The organism is Janthinobacterium fluminis, assembly GCF_028595325.1.
Taxonomy (GTDB): domain Bacteria; phylum Pseudomonadota; class Gammaproteobacteria; order Burkholderiales; family Burkholderiaceae_D; genus Janthinobacterium; species Janthinobacterium fluminis.
Genome location: NZ_JAQQXR010000007.1, coordinates 100,300 through 117,775, shown reverse-complemented (window position 1 = coordinate 117,775; position 17,476 = coordinate 100,300). Strand labels below are relative to the sequence as shown.

The window sequence follows — 17,476 nt, the reverse complement described above, 5'->3', positions numbered from 1 at the left end:
CTTAGGCCCGCTGCGCCTGCAGCACGGCGATGAAATTCTCCAGCGAGATCGGGCGGTGGTACAGATAGCCCTGCATCGTCGAGCAGCCGCTGGCCTGCAGGTAGCGCGCCTGCGCCTGCGTCTCGACGCCCTCGGCGATCAGGTGCAGGCCCAGCCCGCGGGCGATCGAGATGATCGCCAAGATCACCGGGAAGTGGCCGTTTTCGTCGTGGATTTCCTTCACAAACGACTGGTCGATCTTGATCGTGTGGATGGGGAAGCGGTGCAGGTAGGACAGCGAGGAGTAGCCGGTGCCGAAGTCGTCGATGGCCACGGAAACGCCCAGCAGGCATAGTTTGTTGAGCTGTTCGATGGCGTACTGCGGGTTGCGGATGCAGATGTTTTCCGTGATTTCCACTTCGATCTGCGCCGGCGCGATGCCGTAGCGGCCCAGCGCGCCGCGCATTTTTTCAAAGAAGTCGCCGCGGTCCAGGTATTGCGGCGACAGGTTCAGCGACAGGCGGACGTGCTCGCCGCCGGCCGCGTTCCAGCGCGCCAGGTCGCGGCACAGGGCGTCCAGCATCCAGTCGGAGATCGGCAGCATCAAGCCGTTCTCCTCGGCGAAGGGGAGGAACTCGCCGGCCGACAGCAGGCCGCGCTGCGGGTGGTTCCAGCGCATCAGGCCCTCGGCGCCGACGATGCGGCCGGTGGCCACGTCGACCTGCGGCTGGTAGTACATTTCCAGCTCGTTCAGTTCGAGCGCCTTGCGCAGGCTCTGCTCCAGCGCGATCTTCTGGTGCGACGCGTCCAGCATCGAGTTATGGTAAAAACTGTGGCCGTTCTTGCCCAGCGCCTTGACCTGGTACATGGCGATGTCGGCGTGGCGCAGCAGCTCGTCGATGGTTTCGCCGTCGCCGGGATAGATGGCGATGCCGATGCTGGCCGAGATGTGCACTTCGTGGCCGTCCAGGTCGAAGGGCTGGTGCAGGCTTTCCAAAAACTTGTCGGCGATGGCTTTCGCGTCCTGGCGGTCGCGCAGCTCCGGCAGCACGATGGTGAACTCGTCGCCGCCCTGGCGCGCCAGCGTGTCGCCGCGGCGCAGGCAATCCTTCAGGCGCAGCGCCACCTGCTGCAGCAGCTCGTCGCCCTTGACGTGGCCGAGCGTGTCGTTGACCAGCTTGAAGCGGTCCAGGTCGATGAACATCACGGCCAGCTCGGCCTGCTTGCGCTTGGCCTGGATCACGGCCAGGCCGAGGCGGTCCTTGAACAGCATGCGGTTCGGCAGGTCCGTCAGGATGTCGTGGTAGGCCTGGTAGGAGATCACTTCCTCGGCGCGCTTGCGGTCGGTGATGTCGCGCGCCACGCCGTAGGTGCCGAAGAAGGCCTGCCGCCGGGAGCCCTGCTCGGGCGCCGGCATGCCGATCGCGTGCATGCCTATCATCGTCAGGGTGTTGCTGAAGGTGCGGTCGCCGCCGTTGCCGGTGCGGCACTTCAGGCGCAGCTCGACGTGGCGCGAGACGCGCTCGTCGAGGCGCCGCTCGCTCATCGCGTAGCGGGCCCGCTCCTGGTCCTCGTCGTGCACCAGCGTCGCGTAATGCCGGCCGATCAGCTCCTCGCGGCTAAAGCCCAGCAACTGCTGCACGCGGTCGTTGACGAAGGTGATGCGGCCCTCGTGGTTCAAGGTGTAGATGATGTCGGGCGAGCTGTCGACCAGGTAGCGGTACATCTTTTCCGAGTTTTCCAGCTGCGCGGCGATGCGCGCGTTGTCGAGCGCCAGCCGGCGCTTTTGCAGCGCGTTGTCGACCGTCTTCAACAGCTCCTCGCGGCTGTAGGGCTTGCGCAGGTAGTCGTAGGCGCCGCGCTTCAGGGCGCCGATGGCGGCGTCGATGCCGACCTCGCCGCTCATGACGATGACATCGCCCTCGATGCCGCGGTCGTTCATGTAGTCCATGATCTCGTGGCCGCTCATGTCGGGCAGGCGCAGGTCGAGCAGGATCAGGTCGAAGCGCAGCTTGGCCAGCTCTTCCAGCGCCTCGCTGCCGCAGGTGGCCGTGACGAGCTGGTAGTCGCGCCCGCGCAGCAGTTCGTACAGCGAGGCGAGCAGCCTGGGCTCGTCGTCGACCAGCAGGATGCGCGCGCCCTGGCCGGGGGCGCAGGCGGCGGCGTCGGCGGCGATGTGGATGGCGGCGGCGGAGTTCGCGTTCATTCTGGCCTCAGGCGGGGTCGAGCGCCCGCGTCACCGCGCCGGGCTGCCGGCTGGCGCCGCCGCGGGCCGGCAGCAGGATTTCGAACGAGGTGCCGTTGCGGCCGCTGCGGCAGCTGATCATGCCCTGCATCTTCTTGACGAGGCCGTGGACGATGGACAGGCCGAGGCCGTGGTGGGCGCCGTCCTTGCCGCTGCGCACGGGCGAGAACAGGTTCGCCAGCACCTCGGCCGACAGGCCGGGGCCGCTGTCGCTGACGCACAGCTCGACGTACAGGCGGCGTTCGCGGTTGACGTGGCCGCGGTTGCAGATTTCTATGGTGCCGCCGGCCGGCATCGCCTCGACGGCGTTCTTGACGAGGTTCACCAGCACTTGCTTGAGCATGTCGGCGTCGGCCTCGACCTCGGCCGGCTCGTCCAGCATGCGCGCGACGATCTGCACCGAGGCCGGCACGAAGCCGGTGGCGCGGAACAGGCGCAGCACCTCGGCCGCCACGCGCGCGGCGTCGGCGACGCGGCCGCCCTCGCTGGGCTGCAGCTCGGCCAGGCCGCCGACGAGCTGGCCGACGCGGTCGATTTCCTCGTTCAAGATGGCCATTTCGCCGACGACGGCTTCGTTGCGCGCCAGTTTGCTGTCGAGCACGCTCAGATAGTTCTTGATGATGGCCAGCGGATTGTTCACCTCGTGGACGACGCGGCGCGAGGCCTCGCGGTATTCCTCGGCGACGTGGGCCAGTTGGCGGCGCGCGTGGCCGCGCTCGCTCATCGACGTCTCCAGCGCGACGGCGGCCTGGTGGCCGAACGATTGCAGGAAGCGCTCGCGCTGCTGGTAGCCGGCCACCTGCCAGGCGTGCACGCCGCCGATCAGCACGCCCAGGCAGCGCTGGCCGGCCAGCAGCGGCAGGCAGACCAGGCTGTCGGTGCCGAGGATGCGGAACAACTGGTCCTCGACGATGCCCAGCGCCGCGTCGGCGCGGCCGACGAAGGCGAGGCGGCGCTGCAGCGCGGCGGCCGCCAGCGGCCCGCCCTTGGCCAGCGGGATGGCGAATTCGGCCAGGCGCTGCTGCTGTTCGCCGCCGGCCGCGCCGACCAGGGCCAGGCCGGTGGCGTTCTCCAGCAGCACGACGGTGGTGCCAAAATCGAACAGGATGCGCGCCGAGCGGGTGATCGAGTCGAGCAGGCCGGCCTCGCCCTGCTGGCGGGCGAAGGTCTGGCCCATTTCCGACACCAGCACCATATTGCGCACCTCCTCGGAGAGGCGCTGCTGCACCGGGTCCGGCGGCGCCGGCGCGACGGCCGGCGGCGCCGCCACGTCGTCGGCGCCGGCCAGGTCGATGCCGAGCTGCTCTGCCGCCTTCGCCACCTGGCGCGCGGCCGCCTTGGCGATGATCGCCAGCGCGCTGTCGCCCAGGCCGCACAGGCGCGACGCGTCGGCGATGGCCGTCTGCTGCTCTTCGTGGCAGCACAGCAGATGCGCCAGGCGGACGATGCGGATCAGCGGGTGGGCCGACTCCAGCCGCGCCACCGGCTCGTGGTGGTAGAGCACGCTGTCGGCCAGGAAGGAATCCAGATGCCAGCGCTCGATCAGCCAGGCGCCCGCCTCGGAATGGGTGATTTGCAGGGTGCGCTGCTCGACGGCGCACAGCGCGTCGTCGTCGCGCGCCATGAAGTTGAAGCCGTACTCCTTCGGCGCCGTCGCCAGCAGCGCCAGCCGGCCGACGTTGTGCAGCAGGCCGGCCAGGTAGGCTTCCTCGACGTGGGCGTAGCCGCTCGCCTTGGCGATGTCGCGGGCGAGCACGGCCGCCGTCAGCGAGCTTTTCCAGAAGGCGCGCAAGTCGGTGCCGGCGGAATGGGGGAAGCTGTTGAAGGTCTGGAACACCGACTCGCTGATGACCAGCGTCTTGATCATGTCCGTGCCCAGCGACACCAGCGACTGCTCCAGGCCGACGTTGCGGCTGTGGCGCTGGTAGGCCGAGCTGTTGGCCACGGCCAGTATCTTGCTGGTCATGCCGGCGTCCTTGGCGATCAGCGCCGCCAGCTCCGGCATGCCGGCGTCGTCCGCCTGCAAGTGCTCGATCAGCTTGATCAAAATCTGGGGCATGGCCGGCAGCCTGGCAATCAACAGGCGATTGCGGATATCGTGGTCAGAATGATGCATCGTATCAAGCACTGCCGCCAAAAGAAGGTCGGATCGGAGGGGCGCTGAACGGCGCAGCGCGGCCATGTTTTACTGAAGCGGCCTTCCGTTTAGCACGGGCCGATTCCACAAAAAAGCAATATTAGCATAAAGCACCGAATAACTTGCAATTAAGAAAATTTAGTTAAGGATTACTTATGCCTACGGCGCCGCCGCGGACGCGCGCCAGCGCTCGCGGAACAGCCGCGACGTCAGCCACAGGCCCAGCGAAATCAGCGCGCAGGCCAGCTGGCCGCCGGCCAGCCACAGCACCGAGTGCGACAGGAAGGGCGCGACGACGCCGGCCACGACGGCGCCCAGCAGCGTCTGGGCGAACGATTGGCAGGACGCCACCGTGCCGCGGATGTGCGGGAACAAGTCCATCGCCAGCATCGTCGCGCCCGGCGCGACGAGCGACATGCCGAAGGTGTAGAAGAACATCGGCGCCACCGACCACGGCAGCGCCGGCGCGAAGAACAGGTGGTAGCCGACGTTGCAGGCGGAGGCGCCCAGCAGCAGGCAAAAGCCGTAGCCGATCTGCCGCGCGAAGCTGATCTTGCCGGCGATGCGGTTGGCCGCCAGCGCGCCGAGGAAGATGCCGCCGACGGAGGGGATGAACAGCCAGCCGAACTGGTCCGGCCCGAGGTGCAGATGGCGCGGCAGCATCACCGGCGCGGCCGTGATGAACAGGAACAGGCCGGCGAAATTGAAGGCGACCACGCCGGCCTTCATGTGGAACAGCGGCGCGCGCAGGATCTGCCGGTAGTTGCGCGCGATGTAGCGCGGATTGAAGGGCTGGCGCTTGTCCGGCGGCAGCGTTTCCGGCAGGCGCTTGTAGCAGAACCACAGCAGCAGCAGGGTGTAGGCGAACAGGAACAGGAAAATCGCCCGCCAGTCCAGCAGCTTGACGATCCAGCCGCCCATGATGGGGGCGATCGCCGGGGCGATCGAGAAAATCATCGTCACCATCGACAGCAGGCGCGCCGCCGGCGCGTCCGAATACAGGTCGCGGATGATGGCGCGGCCGACGACCACGCCGGCGCCGGCCGAGACGCCCTGCAGCACGCGGAAGGCCCACAGGTAATGCACGCTGCTGGAGGCGGCGCAGCCGAGCGTGCCGATGGCGAACAGCGCCAGCGATCCGAGGATCAGGTTGCGCCGGCCGAAGGAGTCCGACAGCGCGCCGTGCCACAGCACCATGCCGGCGAAGGCCAGCATGTACAAGGTCAGCGACTGCTGCACCTCGATGGCGCTGGCGTTCAGCGAGCCCTGGATGGCCGGGAAGGCCGGCAGGTAGGTGTCGATCGAGAACGGGCCGAGCATGGCCAGCAGCGCCAGCATCGTCGCCAGCGCGCCGCGGCTGAGCGGCGCCATGTGGCTGGGCGGCGGCGGCGGCACCGGCGCGACTGGGTCGGCCGGCAACAGCGGCGTGGGCGTGGGGAACATGGACATCCTCGGGTGCGGCGCGGGCCGCGGCAAAGCGCCCCGCGCGGGTCGGTCGAATCGCGTCAGGCCGCGGCGGGGCCCTTCGGCTTGGCTTCTTCGCGGCGGTTGTAGCCGGCCACCATGTCGAAGCGGAACAGGCGGCATTCCAGCGCGCCGTTGAAGAACGGCGTCTTGCGCGCCTCCTTCAGGCGCAGCAGCTTGGGCAGGCCCAGGTCGGCCGTGAACAGGAACACGGTCCAGCCGGCGAAGCGCTGCTTGAGCGTCGTGCCCATGGCCGAGTAGAACGACGCCGACAACTCGTCTTCCGGCAGCGTGCTGTCGCCGCGCACGCCGATACGCTCGCCGTATGGCGGGTTGGTCAGCATGATGCCGGCGCCCTCGCGCGGCGGCTTGACTTCCTGCGCCTCGATCTGCTTCAGCGGCACCTCGAACATGACGCCGGCGCAGCGCAGGTTATGGCGCGTCATCGCCACCATGTCGCCCGAGATGTCGCTGCCGAAAATGGTCGGCTCCAGCGGCAGCGGGTTCGGCTTGATGGCCTTCTTCAGCGCGTTCCAAGGCTGCGGCTTGAAGTCGTTGAAATTCTCGAAGGCGAAGTTGCGGCTGGCGCCGGGCGGAATGCCCTGCACCATCTGCGCCGCCTCGGCCAGGATGGTGCCGGAACCGCACATCGGGTCGAACAGCACCATGCCCGGCTTCCAGCCCGACACGCGCAGCAGGCCGGCCGCCAGGTTTTCGCGCAGCGGCGCGTCGCCCGTCTCCTCGCGCCAGCCGCGCTTGAACAGCGCCTCGCCCGAGGTGTCCAGGTACAGCGTGAAGGTGTGCGCGTCGAGGAAGCCGACGATGCGCATGTCCGGCGTCTTGGTGTTGACCGACGGGCGCTCGTTGAACTGGTCGCGGAAGCGGTCGCAGATCGCGTCCTTGATCTTCAGCGTGGTGAATTCCAGGCTGCGCAGCGGCGACTTGACGGCGGTGACGTCGACGCGGATCGTGTGGTGCACGCCGAACCAGTCTTCCCACGGCTGGGCCAGCGCCAGGTCGTAGATGTCGTTCTCGGTCTTGTAGCCCGAGTGCGCCATGCGCATCAGCACGCGCGAGGCGATGCGCGAATGCAGATTGACGCGGTAGGCGTCGCTCAGCTCGCCGGAGCAATGCACCCCGCCCGGCACCTGGTTGTGGACTTTCAGGGTCGCGCCCTGTTGCTGGGCGATCTCGCCCAGTTCTTCGGCCAGCGCCGCTTCCATGCCGCGCGGGCATGGGCAAAAATAGGAAGCCATGTAGGTGTACCTTTTATCCGTTGAAAATCAAAAAAACATGGGCGCAAGCGCCGATATAGCATAAAACCCGGGGTCGGCCCCCTAACCCTGGCCGGCCGCGCCGGCGAAGGCGCGCTCCAGGAAGTCCAGCCGGTCCTGGCCCCAGTAGCCTTCGCCGTCGACGATGTACCAGGGCGAGCCGAACACGCTGGCCGCCGTCGCGTCTTCCGTGTTGCGGTCGTACTCGGCCTGCACGCTGGCCGTTTGCGAGGACTTCAACAATTGGCGGCCGTCCAGCTCGCAGGCGTTGGCGATCTGCACCAGCGTTTCGTCGTCGCCGATGTTGCGCTCCTCGGCCCACATGCCGGCCATGATGGCTTGCGCCAGACCGAGGGCGGCGTCGACGCCCAGCGCCAGCCGGGTCGCAATGATCAGCCTGGCGGCGGCCTCCGGCGACACGGGGTAGAACTTCGGCTGCAGGTTCAGCGGAATCTGCAGGAAGGCCGACCAGCGCGCCAGCTCCGCCAGGCGGTAAGCCTGGCGCTGCGGCGCGCGCTTGGCCAGCGGCAGGCCGCCGGACACGCCGAACACCTTGCCCAGGTCGAAGGGGCGCACCTCGATCTGCACGCCGTGCCGCTTGGCCAGCGCCACCATGCGCGCGTGGCCCAGGTAGGCCCACGGCGAATGCGGGGCGAAGAAATATTGGCAGACTTTGCTCATGCGGCCCCCGTCAGAAAGGCTTGACGACGACCAGCACGACAATCGCCAGCAACAGGATCACCGGCACCTCGTTAAACCAGCGGAACCAGACGTGGCTGCGCTTGTTGACGCCGTTCTCGAATTTTTTCAGCAGCGAACCGCAGGCGTGGTGGTAGCCCAGCACCAGCGCGACGAAGGTCAGCTTGGCGTGCATCCAGGCCGGCATCTTCATGCCGCCGGCGGCGCCGCCGTACTGCAGCCACAGCAGAACCAGGCCGAACACCAGCGCCGGCAGCGCCAGCACCGTCATGAAACGGTACAGCTTGCGCGCCATCAGCAGCAGGCGTTCGCTGGTCACCGTCTCGCTTTCCTGCGCCAGATTGACGAAGATGCGCGGCAGGTAGAACAGCCCGGCGAACCAGGAGGTGACGAAGACGATGTGTAAGGCTTTGATCCAGAGCATGAAGTTCCCGGTGTAGAGAGTGGAAGCATGGCGAAACCGGCGGCGCCGCCGCGGGTCCGGCAAGCTAGTTGCGTACTTCGCCGTGGCCGAACACCACGTATTTGAGCGAGGTCAGGCCCTCCAGGCCGACCGGTCCGCGCGCGTGCAGCTTGTCGTTCGAGATGCCGATTTCGGCGCCCAGCCCGTATTCGAAGCCGTCGGCGAAGCGCGTCGAGGCGTTCACCATCACGGACGAGGAGTCGACCTCGCGCAGGAAGCGCATGGCGGCGCTGTAGTCCTCGGTGACGATGGCCTCGGTGTGCTTGGACGAGTAGCGGTCGATGTGGTCCATCGCCTCGTCGATGCCGGCCACCACTTTCACCGACAGGATCGCCGCCAGATACTCGGTGCGCCAGTCCTCCTCGGTGGCGGCGGCCAGGTGCGGATAGCCGGCCAGCAGCGCGTGCGCCTCGGCGTCGGCGCGCAGCTCGACCTGTTTTGTCGCGTACAGCGCGGCCAGCTTCGGCAGCACCTGCGCGGCGACCGGGCGCGCCACCAGCAGCGTCTCCATCGCGTTGCACGGGCTGTAGCGCTGGCACTTGGCGTTGAAGGCGATCGCCAGCGCCTTGTCCAGGTCCGCCAGGGCGTCGATGTAGACGTGGCAGATGCCGTCCAGGTGCTTGATCATCGGCACGGTCGCCTCTTCCATCAGGCGCGCGATCAGGCTCTTGCCGCCGCGCGGCACGATGACGTCGACGTACTGCGGCATGGTGATCAGCGCGCCGACGGCGGCGCGGTCGGTGCTGTCGACCACCTGCACGGCGTCCTCCGGCAGGCCGGCGCCGGCCAGGCCCTCCTTGACCAGCTTGGCCAGCGCGCGGTTGCAATGGATCGCCTCCGAGCCGCCGCGCAAAATCGTCGCGTTGCCGCTCTTGATGCACAGGCCGGCCGCGTCGATGGTGACGTTCGGCCGCGCCTCGTAGATGATGCCGATGACGCCCAGCGGCACGCGCATCTGCCCGACCTGGATGCCGCTCGGGCGGAATTTCATGCCGCTGATCTCGCCGACCGGATCGGCCAGCGCGACGATCTGCGTCAGGCCCTCGACCATCGTGGCGATGGCGCCGTCCGACAGCGTCAGGCGCTCCAGCAGCGCCGGCGCCAGGCCGTTGGCGCGCGCCGCGTCGAGGTCGAGGCGGTTGGCCGCGCGCAGCAGATCGGCATCGCGCACGATGGCCGCGGCGATCAGCGTCAGCGCGCGGTTGCGCGTGGCGCCGTCGGCCTTGGCCATCGCCCGCGAGGCGGCGCGCGCCTGCCGGCCGAGCTGTTGCATATACTGTTCGATATCCATCGTCACTCCCTTAGCCCCGCGCCACTTTCAGCGCCAGTTGCAGCATTGCGTCCCAGGCGTCGCCGGCGTAGGCCTTGGCGCGCAGCCCCTTGATCATCTTGTCCACCTGCGCCGCCTGCCGCAGCGCCGCCTCCAGCGTCGGCAGCGCGATGCGCCGCAGGGCCGGGTCCATCATGCGCTCGCGCGGCCCCCAGATGCGGTACTCCTTCAGCAGCGCGCCCAGCGGCCGCCCCTGCGCCATCCCGGCCTTCAATTTTAACAGCGTGCGGATTTCCTCGGAGACGGCCCACAGCACCAGCGGCAGCGCCTCGCCCTCGCCCTTCAGGCCCTCCAGCATGCGCACCAGCCGCGCCGCGTCGCCCGACAGCATCGCCTCGCTGAGCTTGAAGACGTCGTAGCGCGCCACGTTCAGCACGGCGTCCTGCACCTGCTCGTGACTGAGCTTGCCCGCCTCGTGCAGCAGGCCCAGCTTCTGGATTTCCTGGTGCGCCGCCAGCAGATTGCCCTCGACGCGGTCGGCGATGAAGTCGACGCTGTGGCGCTCCGCGCTCTGCCCCTGCGCGGCCAGGCGGCCGGCGATCCAGGCGGGCAGCTGCGGCCGCTCGACGGCGGCGATTTCGATGTAGACGGCGGCCTGCTGCAGGCTGGCGACCCAGGCCGCCTTCTGCGTCGCCCAGTCCAGCTTGGGCAGGGTGATCAGCGTCAGATTGTCCGGACTGAGGTCGCGCGCGTAGCTTTGCAAGGCCGCGCCGCCGTCCTTGCCCGGCTTACCGGTCGGGATGCGCAGCTCGATCAGCTTCTTGTCGCCGAACAGCGACAGCGCCTGGTTCGCCGCCAGCAGCTCGCCCCACTTGAAGCTGCGCTCGACGGTCAGCACCTCGCGCTCGGAATAACCCTGCGCGCGCGCGGCGCGGCGGATCTTGTCGGCCGCCTCCAGCGCCAGCAGATGCTCGTCGCTGCTGATCACATACAGCTGCGCCAGCGGTTTACCGAGATGGCCGTCCAGCGCTTCAACCCGCAATTGCATCGCGCTATCCTAAGGCTTGGCCGGCGCGGCCGGCACCACCGACATCGCCGGCAGCACCGGCTTCACGGCCGCGATACGGCGCAGCATCTGCTGCACCATGTCCGTCTTCATGTCGCGGTACAGCAGCGCCTCTTCCGTCTCCTTCGCCAGCAACTGCGATTCGTTGAAGGTGATCGGACGCGTCAGCGCGATGGTCGTCGGCCCCAGCAACTCGCGGCCCTCGCGGTCCAGCACGCGGAACACGATCGTGTAGCTGAGCAGGTACTCGCGCACCCGGCCCGTGCCGCTCAGCGACAGGATGGTCTTGCCGCGGGTCTTGTCCGGGTCGCTCAACACGTCGACGACGCCGTCGGCGCCGGCGCGCGCCGACACGATCTCGGTGCCGCCGTTGGCGCGGATGTTGCGCTTCAAGTCGATCGCCAGCGGCGACGCGTCCGGCAGCGTGACGAACAGGGTCGCGAACGGCAGGTTGAAGCTGCCGTCCGAGCCGCGCAGGTGGAAGCCGCAGGCCGACAGCGCCAGCGCCGCCAGCATTACCAGGCCGAGCAGACGGCCCCGTTGCATCGTCATGAAGTCGCTCATCGTCGTTTACACCACTATGCTGATTAACTTGCCCGGCACGACGATGATCTTCTTCGGCGTGGTCTCGATGTACTTCTGCACACTCTCGCAGGCCAGCGCCTGCGCTTCGATGCTGGCCTTGTCGGCGTCCTTGGCGACGGTGATCGAACCGCGCAGCTTGCCGTTCACCTGGATCATCATCTCGATCTCGGCCTGCTCCAGCGCGGCCGGGTCGACCTGCGGCCACGGCGCGTTCAGGATGTCGCCGTGCACCTTGGCGTAGCCGAGCTCCTGCCACAGCACATGGGTGATGTGCGGCGCGACCGGATTCAGCAAGCGCAGGAAGATCGACAAGCCCTCGGCCAGCAGCGCGCTGGAGGCGGCGCCGTCGTCCAGCTTGGCCGACTCCAGCGTGTTGAGCATCTTCATGCAGGCCGACACGACGGTGTTGTACTGGATGCGCTTCAAATCATAGTCGGCCTGCTGCAGGATCTTGTGCAACTCGCGGCGCAGGGTCTTCTGCGCCTCGCTGGCGGCGGGGGCGGCGGCCGAGGCCAGCGCCTGCGCGATGCGCGGCGACTGCGCGTAGCTGTAGGCCCAGACCCGGCGCAGGAAGCGGTTGGCGCCCTCGACGCCGCTGCCCGACCACTCCAGCGTCTGCTCCGGCGGCGAGGCGAACATCGTGAACAGGCGCGCCGTGTCGGCGCCGTACTGCTCGATCTGCGCCTGCGGGTCGATGCCGTTGTTCTTCGACTTGGACATCTTCTCGGTGCCGCCGATATGCACGGCCTGGCCGTCGGCCTTCAGCGTGGCGCCCTGCGGGCGGCCCTTGTCGTCCAGCGTCAGGTCGATGTCGGCCGGATTGAACCAGGTCTTCTTGCCGGCCGCGTCCTCGCGGAAATAGGTTTCGTTGAGCACCATGCCCTGCGTCAGCAGATTGACGAAGGGCTCGTCGAACTTGACCAGGCCGAAGTCGCGCATGATCTTGGTCCAAAAACGGGCGTACAGCAAATGCATGACGGCGTGCTCGATGCCGCCGATATACTGGTCCATCGGCATCCAGTAATCGTTGCGGGCGTCGACCATCGCGTCCTTGCTGCCCGGCGAGGTATAGCGCATGTAATACCACGAAGAATCGACGAAGGTATCCATCGTGTCCGTCTCGCGGCGCGCCGGCTTGCCGCACTGCGGACAGTCGCACTTCAGGAAAGCCTCGTGCTTGTTGAGCGGGTTGCCGCTGCCGTCCGGCACGCACTCTTCCGGCAGGATCACCGGCAAATCCTTTTCCGGCACCGGCACGACGCCGCAATCGGCGCAATGGATCATCGGGATCGGCGTGCCCCAGTAACGCTGGCGCGAAATGCCCCAGTCGCGCAGGCGGAACGTGACCTTCTTCTCGCCCAGGCCCAGCGCGGCCAGGTCCAGGGCCACCGCGTCGACGGCGCCGGCGTAAGCCAAGCCGTCATACTTGCCCGAGTTGACGCAGACGCCGCTGTCCTTGTCGCCGTACCACTCCTGCCAGGCCCCGGTCGAATATTCCTTGCCCTCGACGGCGATCACCTGCTTGAGCGGCAGCGCGTATTTTTGGGCGAACAGGAAATCGCGCTCGTCGTGCGCCGGCACGCCCATGACGGCGCCGTCGCCGTAGGTGATCAGCACATAATTGCCGACCCAGACCTCGACCTGGGCGCCGGTCAGCGGATGGCTGACGAACAGGCCGGTCGGCATGCCCTTCTTCTCCATCGTCGCCATGTCGGCCTCGATCACGCTGCCCAGCTTGCACTCGGCGATGAAGGCGGCCAATTCCGGGTTCGACTGCGCGGCGTGGGTCGCCAGCGCGTGCTCCGGCGCGACGGCGCAGAAAGTCACGCCCATCACCGTGTCCGGGCGGGTCGTGAACACATACATCTTGCCGTCGCCGATGGCGGCGCCGGACGCGTCCTTGATCTGGTGCGGGAAAGCGAAGCGCACGCCGGTCGACTTGCCGATCCAGTTGGTCTGCATCGTGCGCACGCGCTCGGGCCAGCCCGGCAGCTTGTCGTCCACATAGGCCAGCAACTCGTCGGCATAATCGGTGATGCGGGCGTAATACATGGGGATTTCGCGCTTCTCGATGAGCGCGCCGGAACGCCAGCCGCGGCCGTCGACCACCTGCTCATTGGCCAGCACGGTCTGGTCGATCGGATCCCAGTTAACGGTGCCGGTCTTCTTGTAGATGATGCCTTTTTCCAGCATCTTCAGGAACATCCACTGGTTCCACTTATAGTATTCGGGGGTGCAGGCCGTCATCTCGCGCGACCAGTCGATCGCCAGGCCCATCGACTCCATCTGCTGCTTCATGTGGGCGATATTCGAATACGTCCACTGCGCCGGCGGCACATTATTGGCCATCGCCGCGTTTTCGGCCGGCATGCCGAAGGCGTCCCAGCCCATCGGCATCAACACGTTATAGCCATTCATCCGCAGATAGCGGTACATCACGTCATTGATCGTATAGTTGCGCACGTGGCCCATATGCAGCTTGCCCGAAGGGTAAGGCAGCATCGAGCAAGCGTAATACTTGCCCTTAGGGAAACGCGGGTCGTGCTCGACGGCTTTATAGGCGTCGATCGCCTTCCAGTGGGATTGGGCGGCTTGTTCGACGTCGGCGGGACTATATTTATCTTGCATGATGTGCGGCCAAAAGTGAATATGAACCGAACATTATACTGGTTCGCGCCTGCGCCGCTAACAGCAGGGGACAAGCAGGGGACAGACCACGCCAACAGCAGGGGACAGACCACGATTTATGTGCACTAACAGCAGGGGACAGACCACGATTTCCGTGCAATATTTCCTTGGAAATATTGCACGGAAATCGTGGTCTGTCCCCGGACTACTACGGAAATCGTGGTCTGTCCCCGAACTACTAGCGCAGCACCAGCTTCAGCGCCGGCTTTTCGCCGTAGTCTTCGTAGCGTTCGTTGATGCCGGCGATGCAGAAGGTCATTTCTTCGAGGATGTCGGGCGCCTGCTGGCGCATGGCCTCGGCGTCCTGCACGACGACGTCCAGCGTGTCGTCGGCCTTCAGCAGGAATTGCGTCATGCCGTCTTCGTCGCGCAGGTAGCTCAAGCAGTCGACCCAGGCGTCCATGGTGTCGGCGTAAAACTCGGGAAAGCCGAAGGCGTGCCGGCATTGTTCGTGGAAGCTGCTCCAGTCGGTGATGGCGCTGCCGTTGAGTGTGGCGCTAGGCATATTATTTCTTTTCTTTGTGTGGGTCGGTGACAAAACTGAGCTTGCTCAGGCCGTTCGACTGGGCCGCCGCCATCAGTTGCGCCACCGCTTCGTAGCGGGTGGCCTTGTCGGCGCGCAGTTGCAGTTCCGGCGGCTCCGGCAGCGCGGCGGCCTGCGCCAGGCGCGCCTCCAGCTGCGCCGGCGTGACGGCGTCGTTGTTCCAGAAGACGCCGCCGTCGGCGTCGATGGCCAGCGTCACCGTCGCCGCCGGGTTCAGCGGCGCGGCCGCCGCCTGGGCACGCGGCAGGTCGAGCTTGACGGCGTGCGTGAACATCGGCGCGGATATGATGAAGATGACCAGCAGCACCAGCATCACGTCGACCATCGGCGTGACGTTGATGTCGGCCATCGGCGGCTGTTGCCGGTGGTGGTTGAAGCTGCCAAAAGCCATCGTGCCTCCTAGTTGCCGTACGCCGCCAGCGCACGCGCGCGCGCCCCCGTCGTCAGGTAGACGTGCAAGTCGTGGGCGAACGCGTCCAGCTCGGCCAGGGTCAGGCGGTTGACCCGGTTAAATCCGTTATAGGCCAAAACGGCGGGAATTGCCACCATCAGGCCGATGCCAGTCATGATCAGGGCTTCGCCGACGGGACCGGCGATCTTGTCGAGCTGCATTACGCCGGCCGTCGAGACGGCCGCCAGCGCATGGTAAATACCCCAGACGGTGCCGAGCAGGCCGACGAAGGGCGCCGTCGAGCCGATCGACGCCAGCACCGTCAGGCCGCTTTCGAGACGCTGGGTGCCGCGGTGGATGGCCAGGCGCAGGATGCGGGTGATTTGCTCGGCCGGCTCCATTTCGCCGCCCAGCGAGTGCGCGGCGCCGCCCGCCAGATGGGCGGCGCCGTGCCGCGCCAGCGGCGCGTACACTTGCTCCGGGTCGGCCAGCGCCAGCGCGGCGACGGCGTCGCCCATGCTGGGCGCGGCCCAGAACGCGTCCAGCGCGGCGGAGCTGCGGCGCACCCGCCACGCGCTCCAGCCCTTGGAGAGGATCAGATACCAGCTCACCAGCGACATCAGCAGCAGCAAATAGGCGACGGCGTGGCTGATCGCGTCGCCCTGCGACCAATACCGGGCCAGGCTGAAATGGTTTTCCAGGGTAGGGTTCATGGTCGCCCGGATTTCCGCTTAGCGCTTCAGCGCCAGCACGTCCTGCATGTCGTACAGGCCATTGGCCTTGTCGGCCAGGAAGCGCGCGGCGCGCAACGCGCCGTGGGCGTAGGTGACCCGGCTGCTGGACTTGTGGCTGATTTCGATACGCTCACCGATGCCGGCGAACAGCACCGTGTGGTCGCCGACGATGTCGCCGCCGCGCACCGTCGCAAAGCCGATCGTCGACGGGTCGCGCTCGCCGGTGACGCCTTCGCGGCCGTAGACGGCGCAATCCTTCAAGTCGCGGCCCAGGGCGTCGGCCACCACTTCGCCCATCTTCAGGGCGGTGCCGGACGGCGCGTCGACCTTGTAGCGGTGGTGCGCCTCGATGATTTCGATGTCGTAGCCCTCGGACAGGCTTTTCGCCGCCAGTTCCAGCAGCTTCAGCGTGACGTTGACGCCGACGCTCATGTTCGGCGCCAACATGATGGCCGTCTTCTCGGCGGCGGCGGCGATGGCCGCCTTGCCGGCGGCGTCGAAACCGGTGGTGCCGATGATCATCTTGATGCCGTGCTCGGCGCAATACGCCAGGTGCCGCAGCGTGCCTTCCGGACGGGTGAAGTCGATCAGGTAGTCGGCGCCCGCCAGGCCTTCGGCCAGCTCGACGGCGATGGGCACGCCGGCCGGCTTGCCGAGGAAGGCGGCGGCGTCCTGGCCGATGCCGGGCGCGCCGGCAACGTCGAGGGCGCCGGCCAGCGTCGCGTCGGGCGCCTCGGCGATCGCTTCGATCAGGATGCGGCCCATGCGGCCGCCGGCGCCGGCAATGGCAATTTTCAGTACAGTCATCGCTACTCTCCCGGAATTATTTGGTCGCGCCGGGCGTGGCCGGGACGGGCGCCGGAACCGGCGCGGCGGCGGCCGGCGCCGGATCAACCTTGGCCTCGGTCTTGGCCTCGGCCTTGGCCTTGGCCACGGCCGGGCCGGCGATGCGGGCGATGTATTCCTTCTCGGTCGGCAAATTGCCGCCCTCGAAGCGCTCCACCTTGCCGTCCTTGAAGAAGACCACGACACGGCTGGTGGTCAGCTCGCCGTTGCCCTTGGCCAGGCGGAACGGGTAGTCCCAGCGCTCGGCGTGGAAGATATCGGTCAGCAAGGGCGTGCCGAGAAGGAAGCGCACCTGCTCGCGGGTCTGGCCCACTTTCAGCTGCGCCAGCATCTCTTCCGAAATGAAGTTACCCTGCTGAATCACCGGACGGTAGGGCGAGAAAATCCACAGGAACTTTTGCAGCGGCGTGATCGACGTCGTTTGCGCGCCGTCGGCGGCGACGGGCTTGTCGGCCGGCGCGCCACGGCTCGCACAACCGGACACTGCCAGCGCGGCACAGACCAGGCCGGCGAGCAAGGGCGCCTTAAATTGAATACGGTGCAAGAAAGATGGCGATAAAGCCGTTGTTACGCGCATAAGTGACCTCAATTCGATTGAGCATAAGTGCTAAAACGCTATATGATAAAGCACATGAACCAACTCCGAGCAAAACATGAGTAACAATCCTACCGACCTCAAAGCCAGCGGCCTGAAAGCCACCCTGCCCCGCCTGAAAATCCTGGACATTTTCCAGAACAGCAGCGTCCGCCACCTGACGGCGGAAGACGTCTACAAAGTCTTGCTGGCGGACAATATGGACGTCGGCCTGGCCACCGTCTACCGGGTGCTGACCCAGTTCGAGCAGGCGGGCTTGCTTAACCGCAATCATTTCGAAACCGGCAAGGCCATCTTCGAGCTCAACGAAGGTTCCCACCACGACCACCTGGTCTGCCTGGACTGCGGCCGCGTCGAAGAGTTTTTCGACGACGAGATCGAGCTGCGCCAGCAACGCGTGGCCGAGGCGCGCGGCTTCAAGATCGCCGAACACGCGCTGGCGATCTACGGCAACTGCGTCAAGACGGCCTGCCCGCACCGGGCCTAAGCGGCGTCG

Annotated in this window: 16 protein-coding genes; 1 reads left to right on the top strand and 15 read right to left on the bottom strand. The window is 66.8% G+C overall.

The window, feature by feature from the left end:
* Position 1: 1 nt before the first annotated feature.
* The 15 genes from OIK44_RS18140 to OIK44_RS18070 all read right to left on the bottom strand — a co-directional run bounded on the left by OIK44_RS18140 (position 2) and on the right by OIK44_RS18070 (position 16,962).
* Positions 2-2,185, bottom strand: coding sequence for a putative bifunctional diguanylate cyclase/phosphodiesterase (locus tag OIK44_RS18140; RefSeq protein ID WP_273672717.1), 2,184 nt, complete (start codon positions 2,183-2,185; stop codon positions 2-4).
* Positions 2,186-2,192: 7 nt separating this feature from the next.
* Positions 2,193-4,283 (bottom strand): HDOD domain-containing protein, encoded by a 2,091-nt coding sequence (locus OIK44_RS18135; protein ID WP_273672715.1) that lies wholly within the window; start codon positions 4,281-4,283, stop codon positions 2,193-2,195.
* Between the two features lie 237 nt (positions 4,284-4,520).
* The gene (locus tag OIK44_RS18130) at positions 4,521-5,804 is read right to left on the bottom strand and encodes a multidrug effflux MFS transporter (RefSeq protein WP_273672713.1); all 1,284 of its coding nucleotides are present in this window, start codon (positions 5,802-5,804) and stop codon (positions 4,521-4,523) included.
* 62 nt (positions 5,805-5,866) lie between these two features.
* Positions 5,867-7,081 carry a THUMP domain-containing class I SAM-dependent RNA methyltransferase gene (locus tag OIK44_RS18125; RefSeq protein ID WP_420213864.1) on the bottom strand — a complete coding sequence of 405 codons (1,215 nt, stop codon included), beginning with the start codon at positions 7,079-7,081 and terminating at the stop codon, positions 5,867-5,869.
* 81 nt (positions 7,082-7,162) lie between these two features.
* A complete protein-coding gene (locus OIK44_RS18120) occupies positions 7,163-7,780 on the bottom strand; it encodes a 2-hydroxychromene-2-carboxylate isomerase (protein ID WP_273672711.1) in 618 nt (205 codons plus the stop codon).
* Between the two features lie 10 nt (positions 7,781-7,790).
* Positions 7,791-8,222, bottom strand: a complete 432-nt coding sequence (locus OIK44_RS18115; RefSeq protein ID WP_273672708.1) for a CopD family protein — start codon at positions 8,220-8,222, stop codon at positions 7,791-7,793.
* 64 nt (positions 8,223-8,286) lie between these two features.
* A complete protein-coding gene (locus OIK44_RS18110) occupies positions 8,287-9,552 on the bottom strand; it encodes a glutamate-5-semialdehyde dehydrogenase (RefSeq protein WP_273672706.1) in 1,266 nt (421 codons plus the stop codon).
* Positions 9,553-9,562: 10 nt separating this feature from the next.
* Positions 9,563-10,579, bottom strand: a complete 1,017-nt coding sequence (gene holA / locus OIK44_RS18105; RefSeq protein ID WP_273672704.1) for a DNA polymerase III subunit delta — start codon at positions 10,577-10,579, stop codon at positions 9,563-9,565.
* A gap of 9 nt (positions 10,580-10,588) precedes the next feature.
* Positions 10,589-11,149 (bottom strand): LPS-assembly lipoprotein LptE, encoded by a 561-nt coding sequence (locus OIK44_RS18100; RefSeq protein WP_273672703.1) that lies wholly within the window; start codon positions 11,147-11,149, stop codon positions 10,589-10,591.
* Between the two features lie 18 nt (positions 11,150-11,167).
* Positions 11,168-13,810 (bottom strand): leucine--tRNA ligase, encoded by a 2,643-nt coding sequence (gene leuS, locus OIK44_RS18095; protein WP_273672702.1) that lies wholly within the window; start codon positions 13,808-13,810, stop codon positions 11,168-11,170.
* A gap of 238 nt (positions 13,811-14,048) precedes the next feature.
* Complete coding sequence (locus OIK44_RS18090; RefSeq protein ID WP_273672699.1) at positions 14,049-14,375, bottom strand: barstar family protein; 327 nt, start codon at positions 14,373-14,375, stop codon at positions 14,049-14,051.
* Between the two features lies 1 nt (position 14,376).
* The gene (locus tag OIK44_RS18085; RefSeq protein WP_273672696.1) at positions 14,377-14,805 is read right to left on the bottom strand and encodes an ExbD/TolR family protein; all 429 of its coding nucleotides are present in this window, start codon (positions 14,803-14,805) and stop codon (positions 14,377-14,379) included.
* 8 nt (positions 14,806-14,813) lie between these two features.
* Positions 14,814-15,518 (bottom strand): MotA/TolQ/ExbB proton channel family protein, encoded by a 705-nt coding sequence (locus tag OIK44_RS18080; protein ID WP_273672695.1) that lies wholly within the window; start codon positions 15,516-15,518, stop codon positions 14,814-14,816.
* Between the two features lie 18 nt (positions 15,519-15,536).
* Complete coding sequence (gene dapB / locus OIK44_RS18075) at positions 15,537-16,346, bottom strand: 4-hydroxy-tetrahydrodipicolinate reductase (RefSeq protein ID WP_273672693.1); 810 nt, start codon at positions 16,344-16,346, stop codon at positions 15,537-15,539.
* Between the two features lie 16 nt (positions 16,347-16,362).
* Positions 16,363-16,962 carry an outer membrane protein assembly factor BamE gene (locus OIK44_RS18070; RefSeq protein ID WP_273672692.1) on the bottom strand — a complete coding sequence of 200 codons (600 nt, stop codon included), beginning with the start codon at positions 16,960-16,962 and terminating at the stop codon, positions 16,363-16,365.
* Between the two features lie 76 nt (positions 16,963-17,038).
* Between OIK44_RS18070 and fur the strand changes: the two genes are divergently transcribed.
* Positions 17,039-17,467 carry a ferric iron uptake transcriptional regulator gene (gene fur / locus OIK44_RS18065; protein ID WP_273672691.1) on the top strand — a complete coding sequence of 143 codons (429 nt, stop codon included), beginning with the start codon at positions 17,039-17,041 and terminating at the stop codon, positions 17,465-17,467.
* The last annotated feature ends 9 nt before the right edge of the window (positions 17,468-17,476 follow it).